The 18,452-nt window shown below is 59.3% G+C and carries 16 protein-coding genes, 1 other RNA gene and 1 pseudogene; 17 read left to right on the top strand and 1 reads right to left on the bottom strand.

All coding sequences use genetic code 11. From position 1 onward, the window contains the following. The first annotated feature begins 17 nt into the window (after positions 1 to 17). From rnpB to lpxC, 17 genes and pseudogenes are all read left to right on the top strand, one after another. Positions 18 to 375, top strand: an RNA gene (gene rnpB, locus ACWKWM_RS26025) — RNase P RNA component class A. 307 nt (positions 376 to 682) lie between these two features. After that, positions 683 to 1,138, top strand: coding sequence for a division/cell wall cluster transcriptional repressor MraZ (gene mraZ, locus ACWKWM_RS26020; RefSeq protein WP_268797805.1), 456 nt, complete (start codon positions 683 to 685; stop codon positions 1,136 to 1,138). A gap of 2 nt (positions 1,139 to 1,140) precedes the next feature. After that, on the top strand, positions 1,141 to 2,082 hold the full coding sequence (rsmH, locus tag ACWKWM_RS26015; protein ID WP_483848903.1) for a 16S rRNA (cytosine(1402)-N(4))-methyltransferase RsmH: 942 nt from the start codon (positions 1,141 to 1,143) through the stop codon (positions 2,080 to 2,082). Further along, positions 2,079 to 2,372, top strand: a complete 294-nt coding sequence (ftsL, locus tag ACWKWM_RS26010; protein WP_483848861.1) for a cell division protein FtsL — start codon at positions 2,079 to 2,081, stop codon at positions 2,370 to 2,372. Before rsmH ends, ftsL begins: the two co-directional genes overlap by 4 nt. Continuing rightward, positions 2,369 to 4,111, top strand: a complete 1,743-nt coding sequence (locus ACWKWM_RS26005) for a peptidoglycan D,D-transpeptidase FtsI family protein (RefSeq protein WP_483848860.1) — start codon at positions 2,369 to 2,371, stop codon at positions 4,109 to 4,111. The genes ftsL and ACWKWM_RS26005 overlap by 4 nt, the downstream gene beginning before the upstream one ends. Next, on the top strand, positions 4,111 to 5,574 hold the full coding sequence (locus ACWKWM_RS26000) for a UDP-N-acetylmuramoyl-L-alanyl-D-glutamate--2,6-diaminopimelate ligase (protein WP_483848859.1): 1,464 nt from the start codon (positions 4,111 to 4,113) through the stop codon (positions 5,572 to 5,574). The genes ACWKWM_RS26005 and ACWKWM_RS26000 overlap by 1 nt, the downstream gene beginning before the upstream one ends. After that, positions 5,567 to 6,937, top strand: coding sequence for a UDP-N-acetylmuramoyl-tripeptide--D-alanyl-D-alanine ligase (locus ACWKWM_RS25995; RefSeq protein ID WP_483848858.1), 1,371 nt, complete (start codon positions 5,567 to 5,569; stop codon positions 6,935 to 6,937). The genes ACWKWM_RS26000 and ACWKWM_RS25995 overlap by 8 nt, the downstream gene beginning before the upstream one ends. Further along, complete coding sequence (gene mraY / locus ACWKWM_RS25990) at positions 6,937 to 8,019, top strand: phospho-N-acetylmuramoyl-pentapeptide-transferase (RefSeq protein WP_483848857.1); 1,083 nt, start codon at positions 6,937 to 6,939, stop codon at positions 8,017 to 8,019. The genes ACWKWM_RS25995 and mraY overlap by 1 nt, the downstream gene beginning before the upstream one ends. Positions 8,020 to 8,024: 5 nt before the next feature. Further along, the gene (gene murD, locus ACWKWM_RS25985) at positions 8,025 to 9,371 is read left to right on the top strand and encodes a UDP-N-acetylmuramoyl-L-alanine--D-glutamate ligase (protein ID WP_483848856.1); all 1,347 of its coding nucleotides are present in this window, start codon (positions 8,025 to 8,027) and stop codon (positions 9,369 to 9,371) included. Continuing rightward, the gene (gene ftsW / locus ACWKWM_RS25980) at positions 9,371 to 10,585 is read left to right on the top strand and encodes a putative lipid II flippase FtsW (RefSeq protein WP_483848902.1); all 1,215 of its coding nucleotides are present in this window, start codon (positions 9,371 to 9,373) and stop codon (positions 10,583 to 10,585) included. The genes murD and ftsW overlap by 1 nt, the downstream gene beginning before the upstream one ends. Continuing rightward, complete coding sequence (gene murG, locus ACWKWM_RS25975; RefSeq protein ID WP_483848855.1) at positions 10,572 to 11,645, top strand: undecaprenyldiphospho-muramoylpentapeptide beta-N-acetylglucosaminyltransferase; 1,074 nt, start codon at positions 10,572 to 10,574, stop codon at positions 11,643 to 11,645. Before ftsW ends, murG begins: the two co-directional genes overlap by 14 nt. Further along, positions 11,638 to 13,098, top strand: a complete 1,461-nt coding sequence (gene murC / locus ACWKWM_RS25970; protein WP_483848854.1) for a UDP-N-acetylmuramate--L-alanine ligase — start codon at positions 11,638 to 11,640, stop codon at positions 13,096 to 13,098. Before murG ends, murC begins: the two co-directional genes overlap by 8 nt. Positions 13,099 to 13,133: 35 nt before the next feature. After that, positions 13,134 to 13,334, top strand: a pseudogene (locus tag ACWKWM_RS25965) (D-alanine--D-alanine ligase); the annotation flags it as partial. 71 nt (positions 13,335 to 13,405) lie between these two features. Then, positions 13,406 to 14,275: a cell division protein FtsQ/DivIB gene (locus ACWKWM_RS25960; RefSeq protein ID WP_483848853.1), complete on the top strand. Its 870-nt coding sequence runs from the start codon at positions 13,406 to 13,408 to the stop codon at positions 14,273 to 14,275. A gap of 15 nt (positions 14,276 to 14,290) precedes the next feature. Continuing rightward, a complete protein-coding gene (gene ftsA / locus ACWKWM_RS25955) occupies positions 14,291 to 15,550 on the top strand; it encodes a cell division protein FtsA (protein ID WP_483834177.1) in 1,260 nt (419 codons plus the stop codon). Between the two features lie 63 nt (positions 15,551 to 15,613). Beyond that, positions 15,614 to 16,804, top strand: a complete 1,191-nt coding sequence (gene ftsZ, locus ACWKWM_RS25950; protein ID WP_483848852.1) for a cell division protein FtsZ — start codon at positions 15,614 to 15,616, stop codon at positions 16,802 to 16,804. A gap of 112 nt (positions 16,805 to 16,916) precedes the next feature. Further along, on the top strand, positions 16,917 to 17,828 hold the full coding sequence (gene lpxC / locus ACWKWM_RS25945) for a UDP-3-O-acyl-N-acetylglucosamine deacetylase (RefSeq protein WP_331189637.1): 912 nt from the start codon (positions 16,917 to 16,919) through the stop codon (positions 17,826 to 17,828). 166 nt (positions 17,829 to 17,994) lie between these two features. Here lpxC and ACWKWM_RS25940 read toward each other — a convergent pair whose 3' ends face one another. Then, positions 17,995 to 18,450, bottom strand: coding sequence for a DUF721 domain-containing protein (locus ACWKWM_RS25940; protein WP_483848851.1), 456 nt, complete (start codon positions 18,448 to 18,450; stop codon positions 17,995 to 17,997). Positions 18,451 to 18,452: the final 2 nt, after the last annotated feature.

The following is an 18,452-nucleotide window of genomic DNA, read 5'->3' as shown; positions in this document are numbered from 1 at the left end:
ATTAACCTTGGCGGCGGAGAGTCGATTGGACAGTCGCTGCCTTCTGTTGTTCCGCAACAGGGGGGGGAGGAAAGTCCGGGCTCCATAGGGCGGAGTGCCAGGTAACGCCTGGGGGGCGCGAGCCTACGGAAAGTGCCACAGAAAATAACCGCCTAAGCACTTCGGTGCCGGTAAGGGTGAAAAGGTGCGGTAAGAGCGCACCGCACGTCTGGCAACAGTTCGTGGCTAGGTAAACCCCACTCGGAGCAAGACCAAATAGGGTTCCAAGGCGTGGCCCGCGCTGGAACCGGGTAGGTTGCTAAAGACGTCCGGTGACGGCCGTCGTAGAGGAATGACTGTCCTCGACAGAACCCGGCTTACAGATCGACTCTCCACCTTTTTTCTCCCCGCTTTTTTGTATCGCAAAACCTCCTTCGTAATATCAAAAAAATCTTACGCTTAACAAATCACATTAAGTTCGGGCCCCAACTTTTTGAGGTTCTTGGGATTTGTTCCGTCTAACTCTCCAAAAATTCGCAAAACCCCCTCAATACCCCTCCTAAATCTCCGTTCTGTAAGGCTTTTCCTTAGGACCGCTCCTTGACGGTGTGGTGGCCGCATTCCTATAGTGTGCGCAAGTGGCAGAAAGTGGCGCGAAGTGGGTTTTTTGAACGCAAAAAGCTAATATTTGGAGAATGCGCCTGTGTTTCGTGGTGCCAACGCAATCAATCTCGATGCAAAGGGCCGTCTCGCTATGCCGAGTCGGTACCGTGACGAGTTGGATTCGCGTAGCGCCGGCCAGATGATTGTGACAATCGACACCGTTGACCCATGCCTTTGCATCTATCCGCTCCCGGAATGGGAGCTGATCGAAGCGAAATTGCGTGAGCTTGCGACGTTCCGTGAGGAAAACCGTCGCCTGCAACGTTTGCTGATTGGTAACGCGGTCGATCTGGAGCTCGATGGCAGTGGGCGTTTTCTGGTGCCGCCCCGCTTGCGCGACTACGCCAAGCTGGACAAGCGCGTGATGCTGGTGGGCCAGCTCAATAAGTTTCAACTGTGGGACGAGGACGCCTGGAACGCTCTTGCTGATGCGGATCTGGCGGCCATTCAAAAACCGGGCGCGATGCCTGATGAACTACGTGATTTGATCTTGTGACTATGAATAGCGGCTTTACCCACATCACCGTACTGCTCGAAGAAGCCGTCGAGGCTCTCGCAGTGCGCGCAGATGGCTGCTATGTGGACGGCACTTTCGGACGCGGCGGACACAGCCGGCTGATTCTGCAAAACCTTGGGGCGGATGGTCGCCTCCTCGGGTTCGATAAAGATCCTCAAGCCATTGCCACAGGTCAAGCGCTGGCGGCCGAAGATGGCCGCTTTGTCATTGTGCAGCGCAGTTTTGCCGAATTGGGCGAGGAAGCTCAAAACCAGGGGATCGCAGGCAGCGTCAGCGGAATCCTGCTGGATCTGGGCGTGTCGTCCCCGCAACTGGATGATCCGGAACGCGGCTTCAGCTTCATGAATGATGGCCCGCTGGACATGCGCATGGACCCGTCTCGCGGCGTCAGCGCTGCCGAGTTCGTCAATACCGCCTCGGCCGAAGAAATCGCCCGCGTGTTCAAGGAGTACGGCGAAGAGCGTTTCGCCCGTCGTATGGCCGGCGCTGTCGTGGCTCGCCGCGAAACCCAGCCTTTTGAACGTACCGGTGATCTGGCCGAGGTCCTGAAGGTCGCCAATCCAGCGTGGGAAAAAGGCAAGAACCCGGCGACACGTGCGTTCCAGGGTCTGCGCATTCACGTCAATAACGAATTGGGCGATCTTGAAGCGGGCCTTGATGCTGCGCTTGAAGCGCTGGAAATCGGTGGTCGTCTGGTGGTGATCAGCTTCCATTCGCTGGAAGATCGCATCGTCAAACTGTTCATGCGCAAACTGGTCAAGGGCGAAGCAGACAACCTGCCGCGTAACCTGCCGATTCGCCACCAAGCGTTCGAGCCGAAAATCAAACTGATCGGCAAGGCGCAATTCGCTTCCGATACTGAAACCAAGGCCAACCCACGTTCACGCAGCGCCGTCATGCGCGTTGCGGAGAAGCTGCGATGAGCCGCGCTTTCCTCAAGCCGTTGCCCGGTGGCAGCTTCTTCATGTTGATGCTGTTTGTCGCCGTGCTGGTTTCAGCGATCGGGGTTTCCTACAGCGCGCACTGGAACCGCCAGTTGCTCAACTCGCTGTATAACGAACTCAGCGTGCGCGACAAAGCGCAAGCCGAGTGGGGCCGCCTGATCCTGGAGCAAAGCACCTGGACCGCTCATAGCCGTATTGAAGCGTTGGCCACTGAACAACTGAAAATGCGTATCCCTGATGCCGCCCAGATCCGGATGGTGTCGCCATGATGAAGCTCGACGGGGCACTGTATCCGTGGCGCTTCCGCGTAGTCGTCGGGCTGCTGGTGATCATGGTCCTTGCGATCTGCTACCGCATCATCGACTTGCAAGTCATTGATCACCGGTTCCTGATCGAGCAGGGCGATGCGCGCAGCCTGCGCACCATCTCCATTCCGGCCCACCGTGGTCTGGTCACCGACCGTAATGGCGAGCCGCTCGCGGTGAGTACGCCTGTCGCCACCATCTGGGCCAATCCGTCCGAGATGCAGGCAGACAAGAGCAAGTGGAACCTGCTGGCGGCAACGTTGGGCCAGGATCCGAAAGCGCTGACCGAGCGTCTCGATCAACAGGCCAGCAAAGAATTCATCTACCTGGTTCGCGGCCTCACGCCGGAGCAGGGGCAAGCGGTCGTCGATCTGAAAATTCCTGGCGTTTATGCCAAGGAAGAGTTCCGTCGTTTCTACCCGGCAGGCGATGTCACCGCGCACATGGTCGGCTTTACCGACCTCGATGATCACGGACGCGAAGGCGTTGAGCTGGCCTACGACGACTGGCTCGCCGGTGTGCCCGGCAAGCGGCAGGTGATCAAGGATCGACGCGGCAGGGTGATCAAGGATCTCCAGGTCACTAAAAACGCCAAGGCTGGAAAGACCTTGGCTTTGTCTATTGACCTGCGCCTGCAGTATCTCGCTACCCGCGAACTGCGTAACGCGATTCAGGAAAACGACGCCAAGGCCGGAAGCCTGGTGATCATGGACGTGAAGACTGGCGAAGTGCTGGCGATGGTCAACCAGCCAACCTACAACCCCAACAACCGTCGCACCATGGTGCCGGCAGCGATGCGTAACCGCGCGATCATCGACGTGTTCGAGCCAGGTTCGACCATGAAACCGATCTCAATGACGGCCGCTCTGGACAGTGGTCGCTGGAAGCCAAGCGACAAGGTTGAGGTGTATCCGGGCACGCTGCAGATCGGCAAGTACACCATCCGCGACGTGACCAAGACCGAAGGCCCGATTCTCGATCTGACCGGCATTCTGATCAACTCCAGTAACGTCGGCATGAGCAAAGTGGCGTTCGACGTCGGCGGCGAAGCGATCTTCCGCGCCATGCAGCGCGTAGGTCTGGGCCAGTACACCGGTCTTGGCTTCCCGGGCGAGCGTGTCGGCAATCTGCCGAACTATCGCGAATGGCGCAAGGCTGAAACCGCCACGCTGTCCTACGGCTACGGCCTGTCGGTGACTGCGCTGCAACTGGTGCATGCCTACTCTGCGCTGGCCAACAACGGCAAGCTCGTGCCATTGACTATTCTCAAGACCGACACGCCGCAGAGCTCGACTCAGGCGATCCCGGAAGCCACGGCGAAAACGCTGCAAGGCATGCTGCAGCAAGTGATCGAGGACCCGCGCGGCGTTTACCGTGCTCGGGTTCCGTCGTATCACGTGGCAGGCAAGAGCGGTACCGCACGTAAAACGTCGGTGGGCACCAAGGGCTATGCCGAAAACTCCTACCGCTCGTTGTTCGCAGGTTTCGGCCCGATGAGCAACCCGCGTTATGCCATCGTGGTCGTCATCGACGAGCCGAGCAAAGGCGGTTACTACGGTGGTCTGGTTTCCGCGCCGGTGTTCAGCAAAGTGATGTCCGGCACGCTGCGTTTGATGAACGTGCGCCCTGACAACCTCGCGCCGATCCCACCTGAGCAGGCCAATGCAACGCCGGCCGCTCCTGTAAAAGGAGGGCGCGGTTGATGTCTTCTAACCTGAGCAAGATTTTCGGCTACAGCGAGCGCGATCTGATGATCCGCGAACTGACGCTGGACAGCCGCAAAGTGCGCCCTGGCGATCTGTTTCTGGCTATTCCTGGCCTCAAGGTCGATGGCCGCGATCACATCGCCGATGCCATCGCCCACGGAGCTGCTGCCGTGGCCTATGAAGTGGAAGGCGCCAAAGTGCTGCCGATCACTGATGTGCCGCTGATCCCGGTCAAGGGCCTTGCCGCGCAGTTGTCCGACATTGCCGGCCGTTTTTACGGTGACCCGACGCGCAGCCTGAATCTGGTGGGCGTAACCGGCACCAACGGCAAAACCAGCGTTACTCAACTGATCGCGCAAGCGCTGGATCAACTGGGCCAGCGCTGCGGCATCATCGGTACGCTGGGTAACGGCTTCCACGGCGCGTTGAAAAGTGGCATCCACACCACGCCGGATCCGATTTCGGTGCAAGCCACGTTGACCGACCTGCGCAAGGCCGGCGCGAAAGCCATTGCGATGGAAGTGTCCTCTCACGGTCTGGATCAAGGCCGTGTGACTGCGCTGGCTTTCGACGTTGCGGTGTTCACCAATCTGTCCCGCGATCACCTCGATTACCACGGCACGATGCAAGCCTATGGCGCTGCCAAGGCCAAGCTGTTTGCCTGGAATGACTTGCGCTGCCGCGTGATCAATCTGGACGACGACTTCGGCCGCGAGCTGGCGGCACAGTCTCAGTCATCGCGCTTGATCAGCTACAGCCTGGAAGACGCCAGCGCCTATCTGTATTGCCGCGAAGCGACGTTCGATGACAACGGCGTGCGCGCCACGCTGGTCACGCCGCAGGGCGAGCACGTTCTGCGCAGCAGTCTGCTGGGGCGCTTCAATCTGAGCAACGTACTGGCCGCGGTCGGCGCGCTGTTGGGACTGGATTACGCGCTGGATGAAATCCTCAAAGTGCTGCCGAGCCTTGAAGGCCCGGTTGGCCGGATGCAGCGTCTGGGCGGCGGCACACGTCCGCTGGTGGTGGTCGATTACGCTCACACCCCGGATGCGCTGGAAAAAGTACTCGCTGCATTGCGACCTCATGCCCAAGGCCAACTCGTCTGTCTGTTCGGTTGTGGCGGCGATCGTGATCGCGGCAAGCGCCCACTGATGGCCGAAGTGGTTGAGCGGCTGGCGGACAAAGTGCTGGTGACTGACGACAACCCAAGAACTGAAACCCCTGCGCGTATTTTCGACGACATTCGCGCAGGGTTCGTGGCTGCCGACAGCGTGACGTTCGTGGCGGGTCGCGGCGTGGCCATCGCGCAGGTGATTGCCCAGGCCGATGCCCGGGATGTCATCGTGCTCGCCGGCAAAGGTCATGAGGATTACCAAGAGATCGATGGCAAGCGTCATCCATTCTCCGATCTTGAAGAAGCCGCCAAGGCACTGGATGCCTGGGAGGTCGCACATGCTTAAGCCATTGTCTTTCAGCGAACTGGTCGGTCCATTGAACGCACGTGTTGCGGGACAGGACATTGCCTTTGATGCGGTGAGTATCGACAGTCGTAGCGTGAGCACTGGACAGCTGTTCATCGCGCTGACAGGCCCGAATTTCGACGGCCACGATTATCTGGATCAGGTCGCTGCTAAAGGCGCGGTCGGGGCGTTGGTCGAGCGCCAAGTACCGGGTTCCGATTTGCCGCAACTGGTGGTGGCCGATACCCGCCGGGCGCTGGCGCAACTGGGCGCGCTAAATCGCAATGCGTTCATCGACAAGCCTGTGGCGGCGATTACCGGTTCCAGTGGCAAAACCACCGTTAAGGAAATGCTTGCGAGCATCTTGCGTACGCGCGGTTCGGTACTGGCTACGCGCGGCAATCTGAACAACGAACTCGGTGTGCCGCTGACCCTGTTGTCGCTGACCTCGGAATACCAGGCGGCAGTCATCGAACTGGGCGCGTCGCGCATCGGTGAAATCGCGTTCACCGTCAGCCTCACCAAGCCCCATGTCACCGTCATCACCAACGCCGGGACCGCCCACGTGGGCGAGTTCGGCGGACCGGACAAAATTGTCCAGGCTAAAGGTGAAATCATCGACGGCCTGGATGCTTTCGGCACGGCTGTTCTGAATCTGGATGACAAGGCCTTTGGCATCTGGCGCACCCGCGCTGGCGATCGAAAGGTCCTGAGTTTCTCCCTGAACAACGCGGCTGCCGACCTGTACGCCAGCGACCTGGGCATCGATGCGCGGGGCTGCCCGGCCTTCACCTTGAACGGCCCAATGGGCGCTGCCTCAGTGCAACTGAATTTGCTCGGCGCGCACAACGTGGCCAATGCCATGGCTGCTGCGGCTGCTGCCTACGCGCTGGACGTGCCGCTGCAAGGCATCGTCGACGGTTTGAACAACGTGCAGCCGGTGAAAGGCCGCACCGTCGCGCAACTGGCCACCAACGGCATGCGCGTCATCGATGACAGCTACAACGCCAACCCGACGTCGGTCGCAGCAGCGGTCGACATTCTTGCAGGTTTCGCCGGTCGTACCGTGTTGGTACTGGGCGACATTGGCGAGTTGGGCGACTGGGCGGAACAAGGCCATCGCGACGTCGGTGAATACGCCGCCGGGAAAGTCGACGCTTTGTATGCCGTTGGTCCATTGATGGCCCATGCAGTTAAAGCTTTCGGGCAGGATGCCCGCCATTTTGCCAATCAGGCAGACCTGATCGCAGCGCTTGGCGCCGAGCAGGACAAAAACACCACAATTTTGATCAAAGGCTCTCGCAGTGCCGCGATGGAAAACATCGTCGCAGCCCTGTGTGGAACCATGCTGGAGAAACATTAATGCTGCTGCTGCTGGCCGAGTATCTGCAACAGTTCTACAAAGGCTTCGCAGTCTTCCAATACCTGACCCTGCGCGGGATCCTCGGTGTGCTCACTGCATTGTCGATGTCGCTGTGCCTTGGGCCATGGATGATCCGTGCTTTGCAGAGCAAGCAGATCGGCCAATCCGTGCGTAACGATGGTCCGCAATCGCATTTGTCCAAATCGGGCACGCCGACCATGGGGGGCGCGCTGATCCTTTCGGCTATCGCCATCAGCACCCTGTTGTGGGCTGATCTGTCCAACCGTTATGTGTGGGTGGTGTTGGTCGTGACCCTGTTGTTCGGTGGCATCGGCTGGGTCGATGACTACCGCAAAGTGATCGAAAAGAATTCCAAAGGGCTGCCAAGCCGCTGGAAGTACTTCTGGCAGTCGGTGTTTGGTCTGGGCGCCGCGCTCTTCCTTTATATGACTGCGCAAAGCCCTGTCGAAACCACTTTGCTGATTCCGATGTTCAAGGATTACAGCATCCCGTTGGGCGTGGGCTTTGTGGTCCTGACTTATTTCGTGATCGTAGGCTCCAGCAACGCAGTCAACCTGACCGATGGCCTCGACGGCCTGGCGATTCTGCCGACGGTGATGGTTGGCGGCGCGCTTGGCATCTTCTGCTACCTGTCGGGTAACGTGAAGTTCGCCGAATACCTGCTGATCCCTTACGTACCGGGCGCGGGCGAGCTGATCGTATTCTGCGGCGCGCTGATCGGTGCTGGCCTGGGCTTCCTCTGGTTCAACACCTACCCGGCGCAAGTATTCATGGGCGACGTCGGCGCACTGGCGCTGGGCGCGGCCTTGGGCACCATCGCTGTGATCGTGCGTCAGGAAATCGTGCTGTTCATCATGGGCGGGGTGTTCGTAATGGAAACCCTGTCAGTCGTCATTCAGGTTGCATCGTTTAAGTTGACCGGCCGCCGCGTTTTCCGCATGGCGCCGATCCACCACCATTTTGAACTCAAGGGCTGGCCCGAGCCGCGAGTGATCGTCCGTTTCTGGATCATCACCGTGATTCTCGTGTTGATCGGCCTTGCCACGCTGAAACTGAGGTAGAACGAGTGTCTCTGATCGCTTCTGACCACTTCCGCATCGTTGTCGGCCTCGGCAAGAGCGGCATGTCCCTGGTTCGCTTCCTGGCGAATCGGGGCGTGTCGTTTGCCGTGGCTGATACGCGGGAGAATCCGCCGGAGCTCGAGACGTTGCGTCGTGACTACCCGCAAGTGGAAGTACGTTGTGGCGAGCTGGACGTTGAATTCCTTTGCCGCGCCGACGAGCTTTATGTCAGCCCGGGCCTGGCGCTGGCGACCCCGGCGTTGCAGCAGGCTGCTATGCGCGGCGTGAAGTTGTCCGGCGATATCGAACTGTTCGCGCGTAATGCGAAAGCGCCGATTGTTGCTATCAGCGGCTCCAACGCCAAAAGCACCGTTACCACGCTGGTTGGCGAAATGGCCCTGGCCGCTGGCAAACGCGTGGCAGTCGGCGGAAACCTTGGCGTGCCGGCGCTGGATCTGCTCAGCGACGACGTCGAGTTGTACGTCATGGAGCTTTCGAGCTTCCAGCTGGAAACCACCGATCAGCTCGGCGCTGAAGTGGCAACCGTGCTGAACGTCAGCGAAGACCACATGGATCGCTACAGTGGTCTGCCGGCGTATCACCTTGCCAAGCACCGGATCTTCCGTGGCGCACGGCAAGTGGTGGTCAATCGGCAGGACGCATTGTCCCGACCATTGATCGGTGAAGGCGTCCCGGCCTGGACCTTCGGTCTGAACACGCCTGACAGGAACGGCTTCGGTCTGCGTGAAGAGAACGGCGAGAAGTATCTGGCCTTCCAGTTCGACACCCTGATGCCGGTCCGCGAATTGAAAATCCGCGGCGCACACAACCAGTCCAACGCGTTGGCTGCGTTGGCGCTGGGCCATGCGGTCGGCCTGCCGTTCGACGCCATGCTGTCGAGCCTGCGCACCTTTGCCGGGCTGGTGCATCGTTGCCAGTGGGTCGGCGAGCGCAAAGGGGTCAGTTATTACGACGACTCCAAGGCCACCAACGTCGGCGCCGCTCTGGCTGCCATCGAAGGCCTGGGCACAGACATCGCCGGCAAACTGGTGTTGATCGCCGGTGGCGACGGCAAAGGCGCTGATTTTAAAGCGCTGAAAGCCCCGGTTGCCGCACATTGCCGCGCCGTGATCCTGTTGGGTCGCGACGCAGAACTCCTGGCCACGACCTTCGGCGATTCCGTGCCGTTGGTACGCGTCAACACATTGGAAGAAGCTGTGCAACGTGCCGCCGAATCAGCTCAGGAAGGGGACGCCGTGTTGCTGTCGCCCGCCTGCGCAAGCCTGGACATGTTCAAGAATTTCGAAGAGCGCGGTCGCGTCTTCGCCCAGGCCGTGAGGGATTTGTCATGATTCTGGGCGTGATTAAGCCTTATCCGTCTCCGCTCATCAGCGGTCGTGGCATCGATGTCGACTTCCCGATGCTCGCCGGTTGCCTGGCGCTATTGGGGCTGGGCTTGGTGATGATCGCGTCGGCATCGTCTGAAGTAGCGGCTGCGCAGTCCGGCAATACGCTGGCGATGATGATTCGCCACCTGGTTTATCTCGTACTGGGCCTGGGCGCTTGCATCGTGACCATGATGATCCCGGTTGCGACCTGGCAGCGTCTGGGCTGGCTGATGCTGGCGGGCGCCTTCGGTTTGCTGATTCTGGTATTGGTGCCGGGGATCGGGCGTGAGGTCAACGGCTCGATGCGCTGGATCGGCTTCGGCATGTTCAACGTCCAGCCCTCGGAGATCGCTAAGGTCTTCGTCGTGATCTTCCTGGCGGGCTATCTGATCAGGCGTCAGCAAGAAGTGCGCGAAAGCTGGATGGGCTTCTTCAAGCCGTTCATCGTGCTCCTGCCGATGGCCGGGCTGTTGCTGATGGAGCCTGACTTCGGCGCCACGGTCGTGATGATGGGCGCTGCCGCTGCGATGCTGTTTCTGGGTGGTGTCGGTCTGTTCCGCTTTACGCTCATGGTGGCGTTGGCCGTTGGTGCGGTGTTCGTGCTGGTCCAGGCGCAGCCTTATCGGATGGCGCGTCTGATCACCTTTACCGACCCGTGGTCCGATCAGTTCGGTTCCGGCTACCAGTTGACTCAGGCGCTGATCGCCTTCGGTCGCGGTGAATGGCTGGGCGTCGGTTTGGGCAACAGCGTGCAGAAGCAGTTTTACCTGCCGGAAGCCCACACCGACTTTGTGTTCTCGGTATTGGCTGAAGAGTTGGGCGTTGTCGGTTCGCTGGTCACCGTCGGGCTGTTCGTGTTCGTCAGCTTGCGAGCGATGTACATCGGCATGTGGGCCGAGCGCGCCAAGCAGTTCTTTGCCGCTTACACCGCTTACGGCTTGGCGTTCCTGTGGATTGGTCAGTTCCTGATCAACATCGGCGTGAACGTCGGTTTGCTGCCAACCAAAGGTCTGACCCTGCCGTTCCTCAGTTACGGCGGCAGTTCGTTGATCATCTGCTGTGCAAGCCTGGGTCTGCTGCTGCGCATCGAGTGGGAATCTCGCAACAACATGGGCAGCGAAGAAGCCGAGTTCAACGAGAGCGACTTCGCCGAGGAGCCCGCTCATGGCCGAAAGTAACGTGCTGATCATGGCAGGCGGAACGGGCGGGCATGTGTTCCCGGCGCTGGCCTGTGCGCGTGAGTTTCAGGCCCGCGGCTACACCGTGCATTGGCTCGGCACACCGCGCGGCATCGAAAACGAACTTGTCCCGGCAGCCGGTCTTAAGCTGCACCTGATAAAAGTCACCGGCCTGCGCGGCAAAGGGCGTCTGTCGCTGCTCAAGGCGCCGCTCATGTTGATCAACGCACTGCTTGAAGCGCGCAAAGTCATGCGTGAAATCAAACCGGTGTGTGCGGTCGGTTTCGGCGGTTATGTCACCGGCCCTGGCGGCCTGGCGGCAAGGCTTGCAGGCGTGCCGTTGATCATTCACGAGCAAAACGCTGTAGCCGGGACGGCCAACCGCAGTCTGGCCTCGTTCGCCAGCCGCGTGTGCGAAGCCTTCCCGCAGACCTTTGCCGTGTCTGCCAAGCGCCGCACCACGGGTAATCCGGTGCGAGCCGAATTGTTCTTTGAAACGCCGCGTCAGGCGCTGGCGGGTCGCAAGCCGCGTTTGCTGGTACTGGGCGGCAGCCTTGGCGCCGAACCGCTGAATAAATTGTTGCCAGAGGCCCTTGCTCTGGTCCCTGTGGAACTGCGGCCTGAGGTGTTTCATCAGGCTGGCAAGCAGCACGATCAAATCACAACCGAGCGCTATCAAGCGGCCGGTGTGGAGGCGCAAGTGGCGCCGTTCATCAAAGACATGGCCCAAGCCTATGGCTGGGCGGACCTGGTGGTCTGTCGCGCAGGCGCACTGACTATCAGCGAATTGGCAGCCGCTGGTCTGCCGTCGTTGCTGGTGCCATTGCCTCACGCGATTGACGACCACCAGTCCCGTAACGCCGATTATCTGGCCCGCGAAGGTGCTGCCTTCGTCATGCCACAAGCAACAACTGGCGCCGCCGAAATGGCCGCACGCCTGAAAGAGGTTTTGATGCAACCCGAACAACTCAAACGCATGGCCACAACGGCTCGCCAACTGGCCAAGCCGGACGCCACCAACACTGTCGTCGATGTCTGCCTGGAGGTGGCCCATGGTTGAGAATCAACGCGCGATGCCACAGCCGGAAATGCGCCGCATCCGTCGTATCCACTTCGTCGGTATCGGCGGCGTGGGCATGTGCGGCATTGCTGAAGTGCTGCTGAACCTGGGCTATGACGTGTCAGGCTCGGACCTGAAAGCTTCGCCAGTGACCGAACGTCTCGAATCGTTCGGCGCGCAAATCTTTATCGGTCACCGCTCAGAAAACGCAGCAGCCGCTGACGTGCTTGTGGTGTCCAGCGCGGTGAACACTTCCAATCCGGAAGTGGCGACTGCACTTGAGCGCCGCATTCCGGTGGTCCCGCGTGCCGAGATGCTGGCTGAGCTGATGCGCTATCGCCACGGCATCGCGGTGGCTGGCACTCACGGCAAAACCACGACTACCAGCCTGATCGCTTCGGTGTTCGCGGCCGGTGGTCTGGACCCGACGTTCGTGATCGGCGGCCGTTTGAACGCTGCCGGCACCAATGCTCAGCTCGGCACCAGCCGCTACCTGATCGCTGAAGCCGATGAAAGCGACGCCAGCTTCCTGCACTTGCAGCCGCTGGTTGCAGTGGTCACCAACATTGACGCCGACCACATGGCGACCTACGAAGGCGACTTCAACAAGCTGAAGAAAACCTTCGTCGAGTTCCTGCACAACCTGCCGTTTTACGGTCTGGCCGTGGTCTGCATTGACGATCCTGTGGTGCGCGACATTCTGCCTTCGGTCAAGCGCCCGACGATGACTTACGGTTTCGATGAAGCGGCCGATGTACGCGCGATCAATGTCCGTCAGGACGGCATGCACACCCACTTCACCGTGCTGCGTCGTGACCGCGAGCCGCTGGATGTGTCGGTGAACATGCCGGGTAATCACAACGTGCTCAACTCCCTGGCGACCATCGCCATCGCGACTGACGAAGGCGTTTCCGACGAAGCCATCGTTCAGGGGCTGTCGGGCTTTCAGGGCGTGGGACGACGCTTTCAGGTCTACGGCGAACTGCCGGTGGAAAACGGCAGCGTGATGCTCGTCGACGACTACGGTCATCACCCCCGTGAAGTCGCGGCCGTGATTGCTGCCGTGCGTGGCGGCTGGCCGGATCGTCGGCTGGTCATGGTGTATCAGCCACATCGCTACAGCCGAACCCGCGATCTCTATGACGATTTCGTGCAGGTCCTGAACGACGCCAACGTGTTGCTGCTGATGGAAGTTTATCCGGCGGGCGAAGAGCCAATTCCCGGCGCAGACAGCCGTCAGCTTGCCCACAGCATTCGTCAGCGTGGCCAATTGGACCCGATCTACATTGAGCGCGGCGTCGAGCTGGCGCCTTTGGTCAAGCCGCTGCTGCGTGCTGGCGACATCCTGCTGTGCCAGGGCGCTGGTGACATCGGCGGTCTGGCTCCGCAGTTGCTGAAAAGCCCGTTGTTCACGGGCGCGATCGTCAACTCAACCGAAGGGAAGCTGAAATGACAGCCGCCTTGCAATCCTCCTTGCTCTTGACCCCGACGCCTTTGCGTTTCGGGCGTGTTGCCGTGCTGAGCAGTAAGCAGGATTGTATTTTTTCGGCGACGGAACTGGACTTTCCTTTGATCGTCCAACCGGCTCATGAAGGCATTCGTAGCGGTAAGGCAAAAATGAATGGCGTCGATGAATCGATCGCCGTCCGCAATGCCGCCTGTACCTCCGGTTCGCAAGTAATGGTTGATGCGTCGGGCCTTGATTCCACACAACGGATGTCGGCGATGCCTGCCGACAGCCTTCAGGCGCGAGGTTGACCATGCAAGGTGCATCGCTACGTCACCAGCCACCCGCTCCCGGCCGCAAGCCAGTGCCTCGCGGCGCCAGCCGTATGGTTGCCAAAGAGCCATTGTCGGTGCGTCTGCCGAAGGCGAACTTCGGTTTCCTGAAGTACGTGTTCTGGCCCATCTTGCTGGTTGCGCTCGGCTTCGGCACCTACGAAGGCGCTCAACGCCTGCTGCCTTACGCGGATCGCCCGATATCCAAGATCAACGTGCAGGGCGACCTGAGCTACATCAGCCAGCAAGCCGTGCAGCAACGCATCGCGCCCTATGTGGCCACCAGTTTTTTCACCATTGATCTGGCCGGCATGCGCACCGAGCTTGAACAGATGCCATGGATCGCCCACGCCGAAGTGCGGCGCGTCTGGCCTGATCAGGTGGTCATCCGTCTCGAAGAGCAGCTGCCTGTCGCACGCTGGGGTGATGCGTCCTTATTGAACAACCAGGGTCAGGCGTTCACGCCGCGTGAACTGGCCAACTACGAACACCTTCCGCAGTTGTTCGGGCCTCAACGGGCTCAACAGCAGGTGATGCAGCAGTACCAGAACCTGAGTCAGATGTTGCGCCCCATGGGCTTCTCCATCGCTCGCCTGGAACTGCGTGAGCGGGGCAGCTGGTTTTTGACCACCGGAGCAGGTGCTTCAGGTCCGGGTATCGAGTTGTTGCTCGGCCGAGATCATCTGGTGGAGAAAATGCGCCGCTTCATCGTCATTTACGACAAGACGCTCAAAGAACAGATCACGAACATTGCGCGAGTCGACCTGCGTTACAACAACGGCCTTGCCGTCGGTTGGCGTGAGGAAGCTGCAGCGCCAACGACGGTCAAACCCGCCGTCGCGAAGAATTGATAAGAGGCAGGACCCATGGCAAACGTGCAAAGCGGCAAAATGATCGTCGGATTGGATATCGGCACCTCCAAAGTGGTGGCGCTGGTAGGCGAAGTCGCGGCTGATGGCACCCTGGAAATCGTGGGCATCGGCACCCACCCATCACGCGGCCTGAAAAAGGGCGTGGTGGTGAATATCGAATCGACCGTGCAGTCGATTCAGCGCGCCATCGAGGAAGCCCAACTGATGGCCGGCTGCCGCATTCACTCGGCATTCGTCGGTGTCGCGGGCAGCCACATTCGCAGCCTGAACTCCCACGGCATCGTTGCGATTCGCGACCGTGAAGTCAGCTCTGCGGACCTTGAACGTGTACTTGATGCCGCTCAGGCCGTAGCGATCCCGGCTGATCAGCGCGTGCTGCACACGCTGCCGCAGGACTACGTGATCGACAACCAGGAAGGCGTTCGCGAGCCACTGGGCATGTCGGGCGTGCGTCTGGAAGCCAAGGTTCATGTCGTGACCTGCGCGGTGAACGCTGCGCAGAACATCGAAAAGTGCGTGCGTCGTTGCGGTCTGGAAGTTGATGACATCATTCTCGAGCAACTGGCTTCGGCCTACTCGGTACTGACCGACGACGAGAAAGAGCTGGGCGTGTGCCTGGTGGACATCGGTGGCGGCACAACCGACATCGCGATCTTCACCGAAGGCGCCATTCGCCACACGGCGGTGATCCCGATTGCCGGTGATCAAGTCACCAATGATATCGCCATGGCCCTGCGCACACCGACGCAGTACGCCGAAGAAATCAAGATCCGTTACGCCTGCGCCCTGGCCAAACTGGCGGGCGCCGGCGAAACCATCAAAGTGCCGAGCGTGGGCGACCGCCCGCCTCGCGAGTTGTCGCGTCAGGCCCTGGCTGAAGTGGTCGAGCCACGCTACGACGAACTGTTCACCCTGATCCAGGCTGAATTGCGTCGCAGCGGATACGAAGATTTGATCCCGGCCGGCATCGTGCTGACTGGTGGTACCTCGAAAATGGAAGGCGCGGTCGAATTGGCCGAGGAAATCTTCCACATGCCGGTGCGCCTTGGTGTGCCGCATAGCGTTAAAGGGCTCGCGGACGTTGTTCGCAACCCGATCTACTCAACTGGTGTCGGCCTGTTGCTGTACGGACTGCAAAAGCAGTCTGACGGCATCTCGCTGTCCGGCCTTTCCGGCTCCAGTAGCAGTTATAGCGATGAACCTAAAGCACCGGTGTTAGAGCGCTTGAAGCGCTGGGTGCAGGGGAATTTCTAAAGATTCAAAAGTGGTAGGCAGGCAACAGGCGTAAAAAAACTAGAGAAGTGAAGGAGAGGGAACATGTTCGAGCTCGTAGACAACATCCCACAAAGCCCGGTAATCAAAGTTATCGGTGTTGGCGGTGGCGGCGGCAACGCAGTCAATCACATGGTCAAAAGCAACATTGAAGGCGTCGAGTTCATCTGCGCCAACACTGATGCCCAAGCGCTGAAAAACATCGGCGCGCGGACCATCCTGCAACTGGGCACAGGCGTGACCAAAGGCCTTGGCGCTGGCGCCAACCCTGAAGTCGGCCGTCAGGCTGCACTGGAAGATCGTGAGCGCATTGCAGAAGTTCTGCAGGGCACCAACATGGTTTTCATCACCACTGGCATGGGCGGCGGTACCGGTACCGGTGCTGCTCCGATCATTGCTGAAGTGGCTAAGGAAATGGGCATTCTCACCGTTGCGGTGGTGACTCGTCCGTTCCCGTTCGAAGGCCGCAAGCGCATGCAGATCGCCGATGAAGGCATCCGCATGTTGTCCGAAAGCGTTGACTCGTTGATCACTATTCCAAACGAGAAACTGCTGACCATCCTGGGTAAAGACGCAAGCCTGCTGTCGGCTTTCGCCAAGGCAGACGATGTACTCGCCGGTGCCGTTCGCGGTATCTCCGACATCATCAAGCGTCCAGGCATGATCAACGTCGACTTCGCCGACGTGCGCACCGTGATGTCCGAAATGGGCATGGCGATGATGGGTACCGGCTGCGCAAGCGGTCCGAACCGTGCACGCGAAGCAACGGAAGCGGCCATCCGCAACCCGCTGCTCGAAGACGTGAATCTGCAGGGCGCTCGCGGCATTCTGGTCAACATCACTGCCGGTCCTGACCTGTCTCTGGGTGAGTACTCGGACGTGGGTAGCATCATCGAAGCGTTCGCATCCGAACACGCCATGGTCAAGGTCGGTACCGTTATCGATCCGGACATGCGTGACGAGTTGCACGTGACTGTGGTCGCTACTGGCCTGGGCGCGAAAATCGAGAAGCCTGTGAAGGTCATCGACAACACCATGCAAACCAATCAGGCCGCGCCGTCGCAACAACACAGCGCACGCCAGGAGCAGCCAGCGGTGAACTACCGTGATCTGGACCGTCCGACCGTGATGCGCAATCAAGCACACGCCGGCGCGACATCGGCTGCGAAAATGAATCCGCACGATGACTTGGATTATCTGGATATTCCAGCCTTCCTGCGTCGTCAGGCTGATTAATGGGTTCTATCAGGGGTATAAGGGTGATTGGTGTTCAGCAAAGGCGAGGTCTGCTATCATCGCCAGCCTTTGTTGATACTAATTCGCGATATGCGCTGAAGCGGCCAATGCCATGATTAAACAACGCACCCTGAAGAATATTATCCGTGCCACAGGTATCGGCCTGCACTCGGGGGAAAAGGTATACCTGACCCTCAAACCTGCGCCTGTGAACACCGGCATTGTGTTTTTCCGTACCGACCTCGATCCGGTCGTGCAGATCAACGCCTTTGCAGAGAACGTTGGAGACACCACGCTTTCAACGACTCTGTTCAATGGTGATGTAAAGGTCGATACGGTTGAACACTTGCTTTCGGCGCTGGCTGGCCTGGGCATCGATAACGCCTACGTTGAACTCTCTGCCTCCGAAGTTCCGATCATGGACGGCAGCGCAGGTCCCTTCGTATTCCTGATTCAATCGGCTGGCCTGGAAGAACAGGACGCACCGAAGAAATTCATTCGTATCCTGAAAGAAGTGTGTGTAGAGGACGAAGGCAAATACGCCAAGTTCGTGCCGTTCGAAGGCTTCAAGGTGAGTTTCGAGATCGATTTCGACCACCCGTTCCTGAAAAACCGTACACAAAGCGCAAGCGTGGATTTCTCCAGCACTTCGTTTGTAAAAGAAGTGAGCCGCGCACGTACGTTCGGCTTCATGAAAGACATCGAATACTTGCGCAAACACAACCTCGCACTCGGCGGCAGCGTTGAAAACGCTATTGTCGTAGACAAGGATGGTGTGTTGAACGAAGACGGCCTTCGGTACGAGGACGAATTCGTCAAACACAAGATTCTGGATGCCATCGGTGATCTTTATCTTTTGGGCAACAGCCTGATCGGCGAGTATCGCGGCTTCAAATCCGGCCATGGTCTGAACAATCGCTTGCTGCGCGCCTTGATCGCTCAGAAAGATGCTTGGGAAGTCGTGACCTTTGAAGATGCGAGCACCGCACCGATCTCTTACATGCGCCCGGTTGCGGCGGTGTAAAAAGCCTCTCTTCCTTGTTTTGTTTTTTTAAAGCCACCTTCGGGTGGCTTTTTTTATGCCCGGATCACGGGCTCTTCTGTAGGAGCGAACTTGTTCGCGAGACATACGTTGCGGTTTTCCAGGAAACGCATCGCGAACAAGTTCGCTCCTACAGGTCAGGTCTGCGTCAGGCTTTGGGTTTGGCGTGGGCCGCCAATCGCTCCAGGGCGGCCTTCAATTTGGGATCGGTTATTCCTTCGGCCGTGGCCTGAATACTTTCCGCAGCCGCCACCGACAAATCCATCGTATGTCCCGCCGCGCCGCGCTGAACCGTAGGTGGCTGAACCTTGAACAGGATGCGCGTCAGACTGCTGAACTCATCGAACGCTTCCAGCTGGCGCTGCAAACGCTTCTGTTGATAACGCAAACGCGTTGCCCAATGACCATCCGTCACGATCAACAGCAAGCTGCCTTCGCGCCACGAGGCCACATGACAGTGCTCACGCGCCGCTGGTTGCAGCTGACTTTCGAGCAGTCGCTGCAAATGCCCCAGGCGTTGGGCGTGATTGAAAATGGCTTTGAGTGGCTTCGCTTCACGCAACAGGACAGCCGGTGCGCGTGCCGTTAAAGGACGAAATGCCATGT

It is taken from the genome of Pseudomonas rosaeacicularis (genome assembly GCF_057128745.1).
Note: the sequence above shows the minus strand (reverse complement) of the source record. Positions and strands in the feature narration are given on the sequence as shown.

What these genes read in the sequence shown, in the direction of transcription:
- rsmH (WP_483848903.1), top strand. Translation starts at nt 1,141, where the DNA reads ATGAATAGCGGCTTTACCCACATCACCGTACTGCTCGAAGAAGCCGTC.
- ftsL (WP_483848861.1), top strand. Translation starts at nt 2,079, where the DNA reads ATGAGCCGCGCTTTCCTCAAGCCGTTGCCCGGTGGCAGCTTCTTCATG.
- ACWKWM_RS26005 (WP_483848860.1), top strand. Translation starts at nt 2,369, where the DNA reads ATGATGAAGCTCGACGGGGCACTGTATCCGTGGCGCTTCCGCGTAGTC.
- ACWKWM_RS26000 (WP_483848859.1), top strand. Translation starts at nt 4,111, where the DNA reads ATGTCTTCTAACCTGAGCAAGATTTTCGGCTACAGCGAGCGCGATCTG.
- ACWKWM_RS25995 (WP_483848858.1), top strand. Translation starts at nt 5,567, where the DNA reads ATGCTTAAGCCATTGTCTTTCAGCGAACTGGTCGGTCCATTGAACGCA.
- mraY (WP_483848857.1), top strand. Translation starts at nt 6,937, where the DNA reads ATGCTGCTGCTGCTGGCCGAGTATCTGCAACAGTTCTACAAAGGCTTC.
- murG (WP_483848855.1), top strand. Translation starts at nt 10,572, where the DNA reads ATGGCCGAAAGTAACGTGCTGATCATGGCAGGCGGAACGGGCGGGCAT.
- murC (WP_483848854.1), top strand. Translation starts at nt 11,638, where the DNA reads ATGGTTGAGAATCAACGCGCGATGCCACAGCCGGAAATGCGCCGCATC.
- ACWKWM_RS25960 (WP_483848853.1), top strand. Translation starts at nt 13,406, where the DNA reads ATGCAAGGTGCATCGCTACGTCACCAGCCACCCGCTCCCGGCCGCAAG.
- ftsA (WP_483834177.1), top strand. Translation starts at nt 14,291, where the DNA reads ATGGCAAACGTGCAAAGCGGCAAAATGATCGTCGGATTGGATATCGGC.
- ftsZ (WP_483848852.1), top strand. Translation starts at nt 15,614, where the DNA reads ATGTTCGAGCTCGTAGACAACATCCCACAAAGCCCGGTAATCAAAGTT.
- lpxC (WP_331189637.1), top strand. Translation starts at nt 16,917, where the DNA reads ATGATTAAACAACGCACCCTGAAGAATATTATCCGTGCCACAGGTATC.
- ACWKWM_RS25940 (WP_483848851.1), bottom strand. Translation starts at nt 18,450, where the DNA reads ATGGCATTTCGTCCTTTAACGGCACGCGCACCGGCTGTCCTGTTGCGT.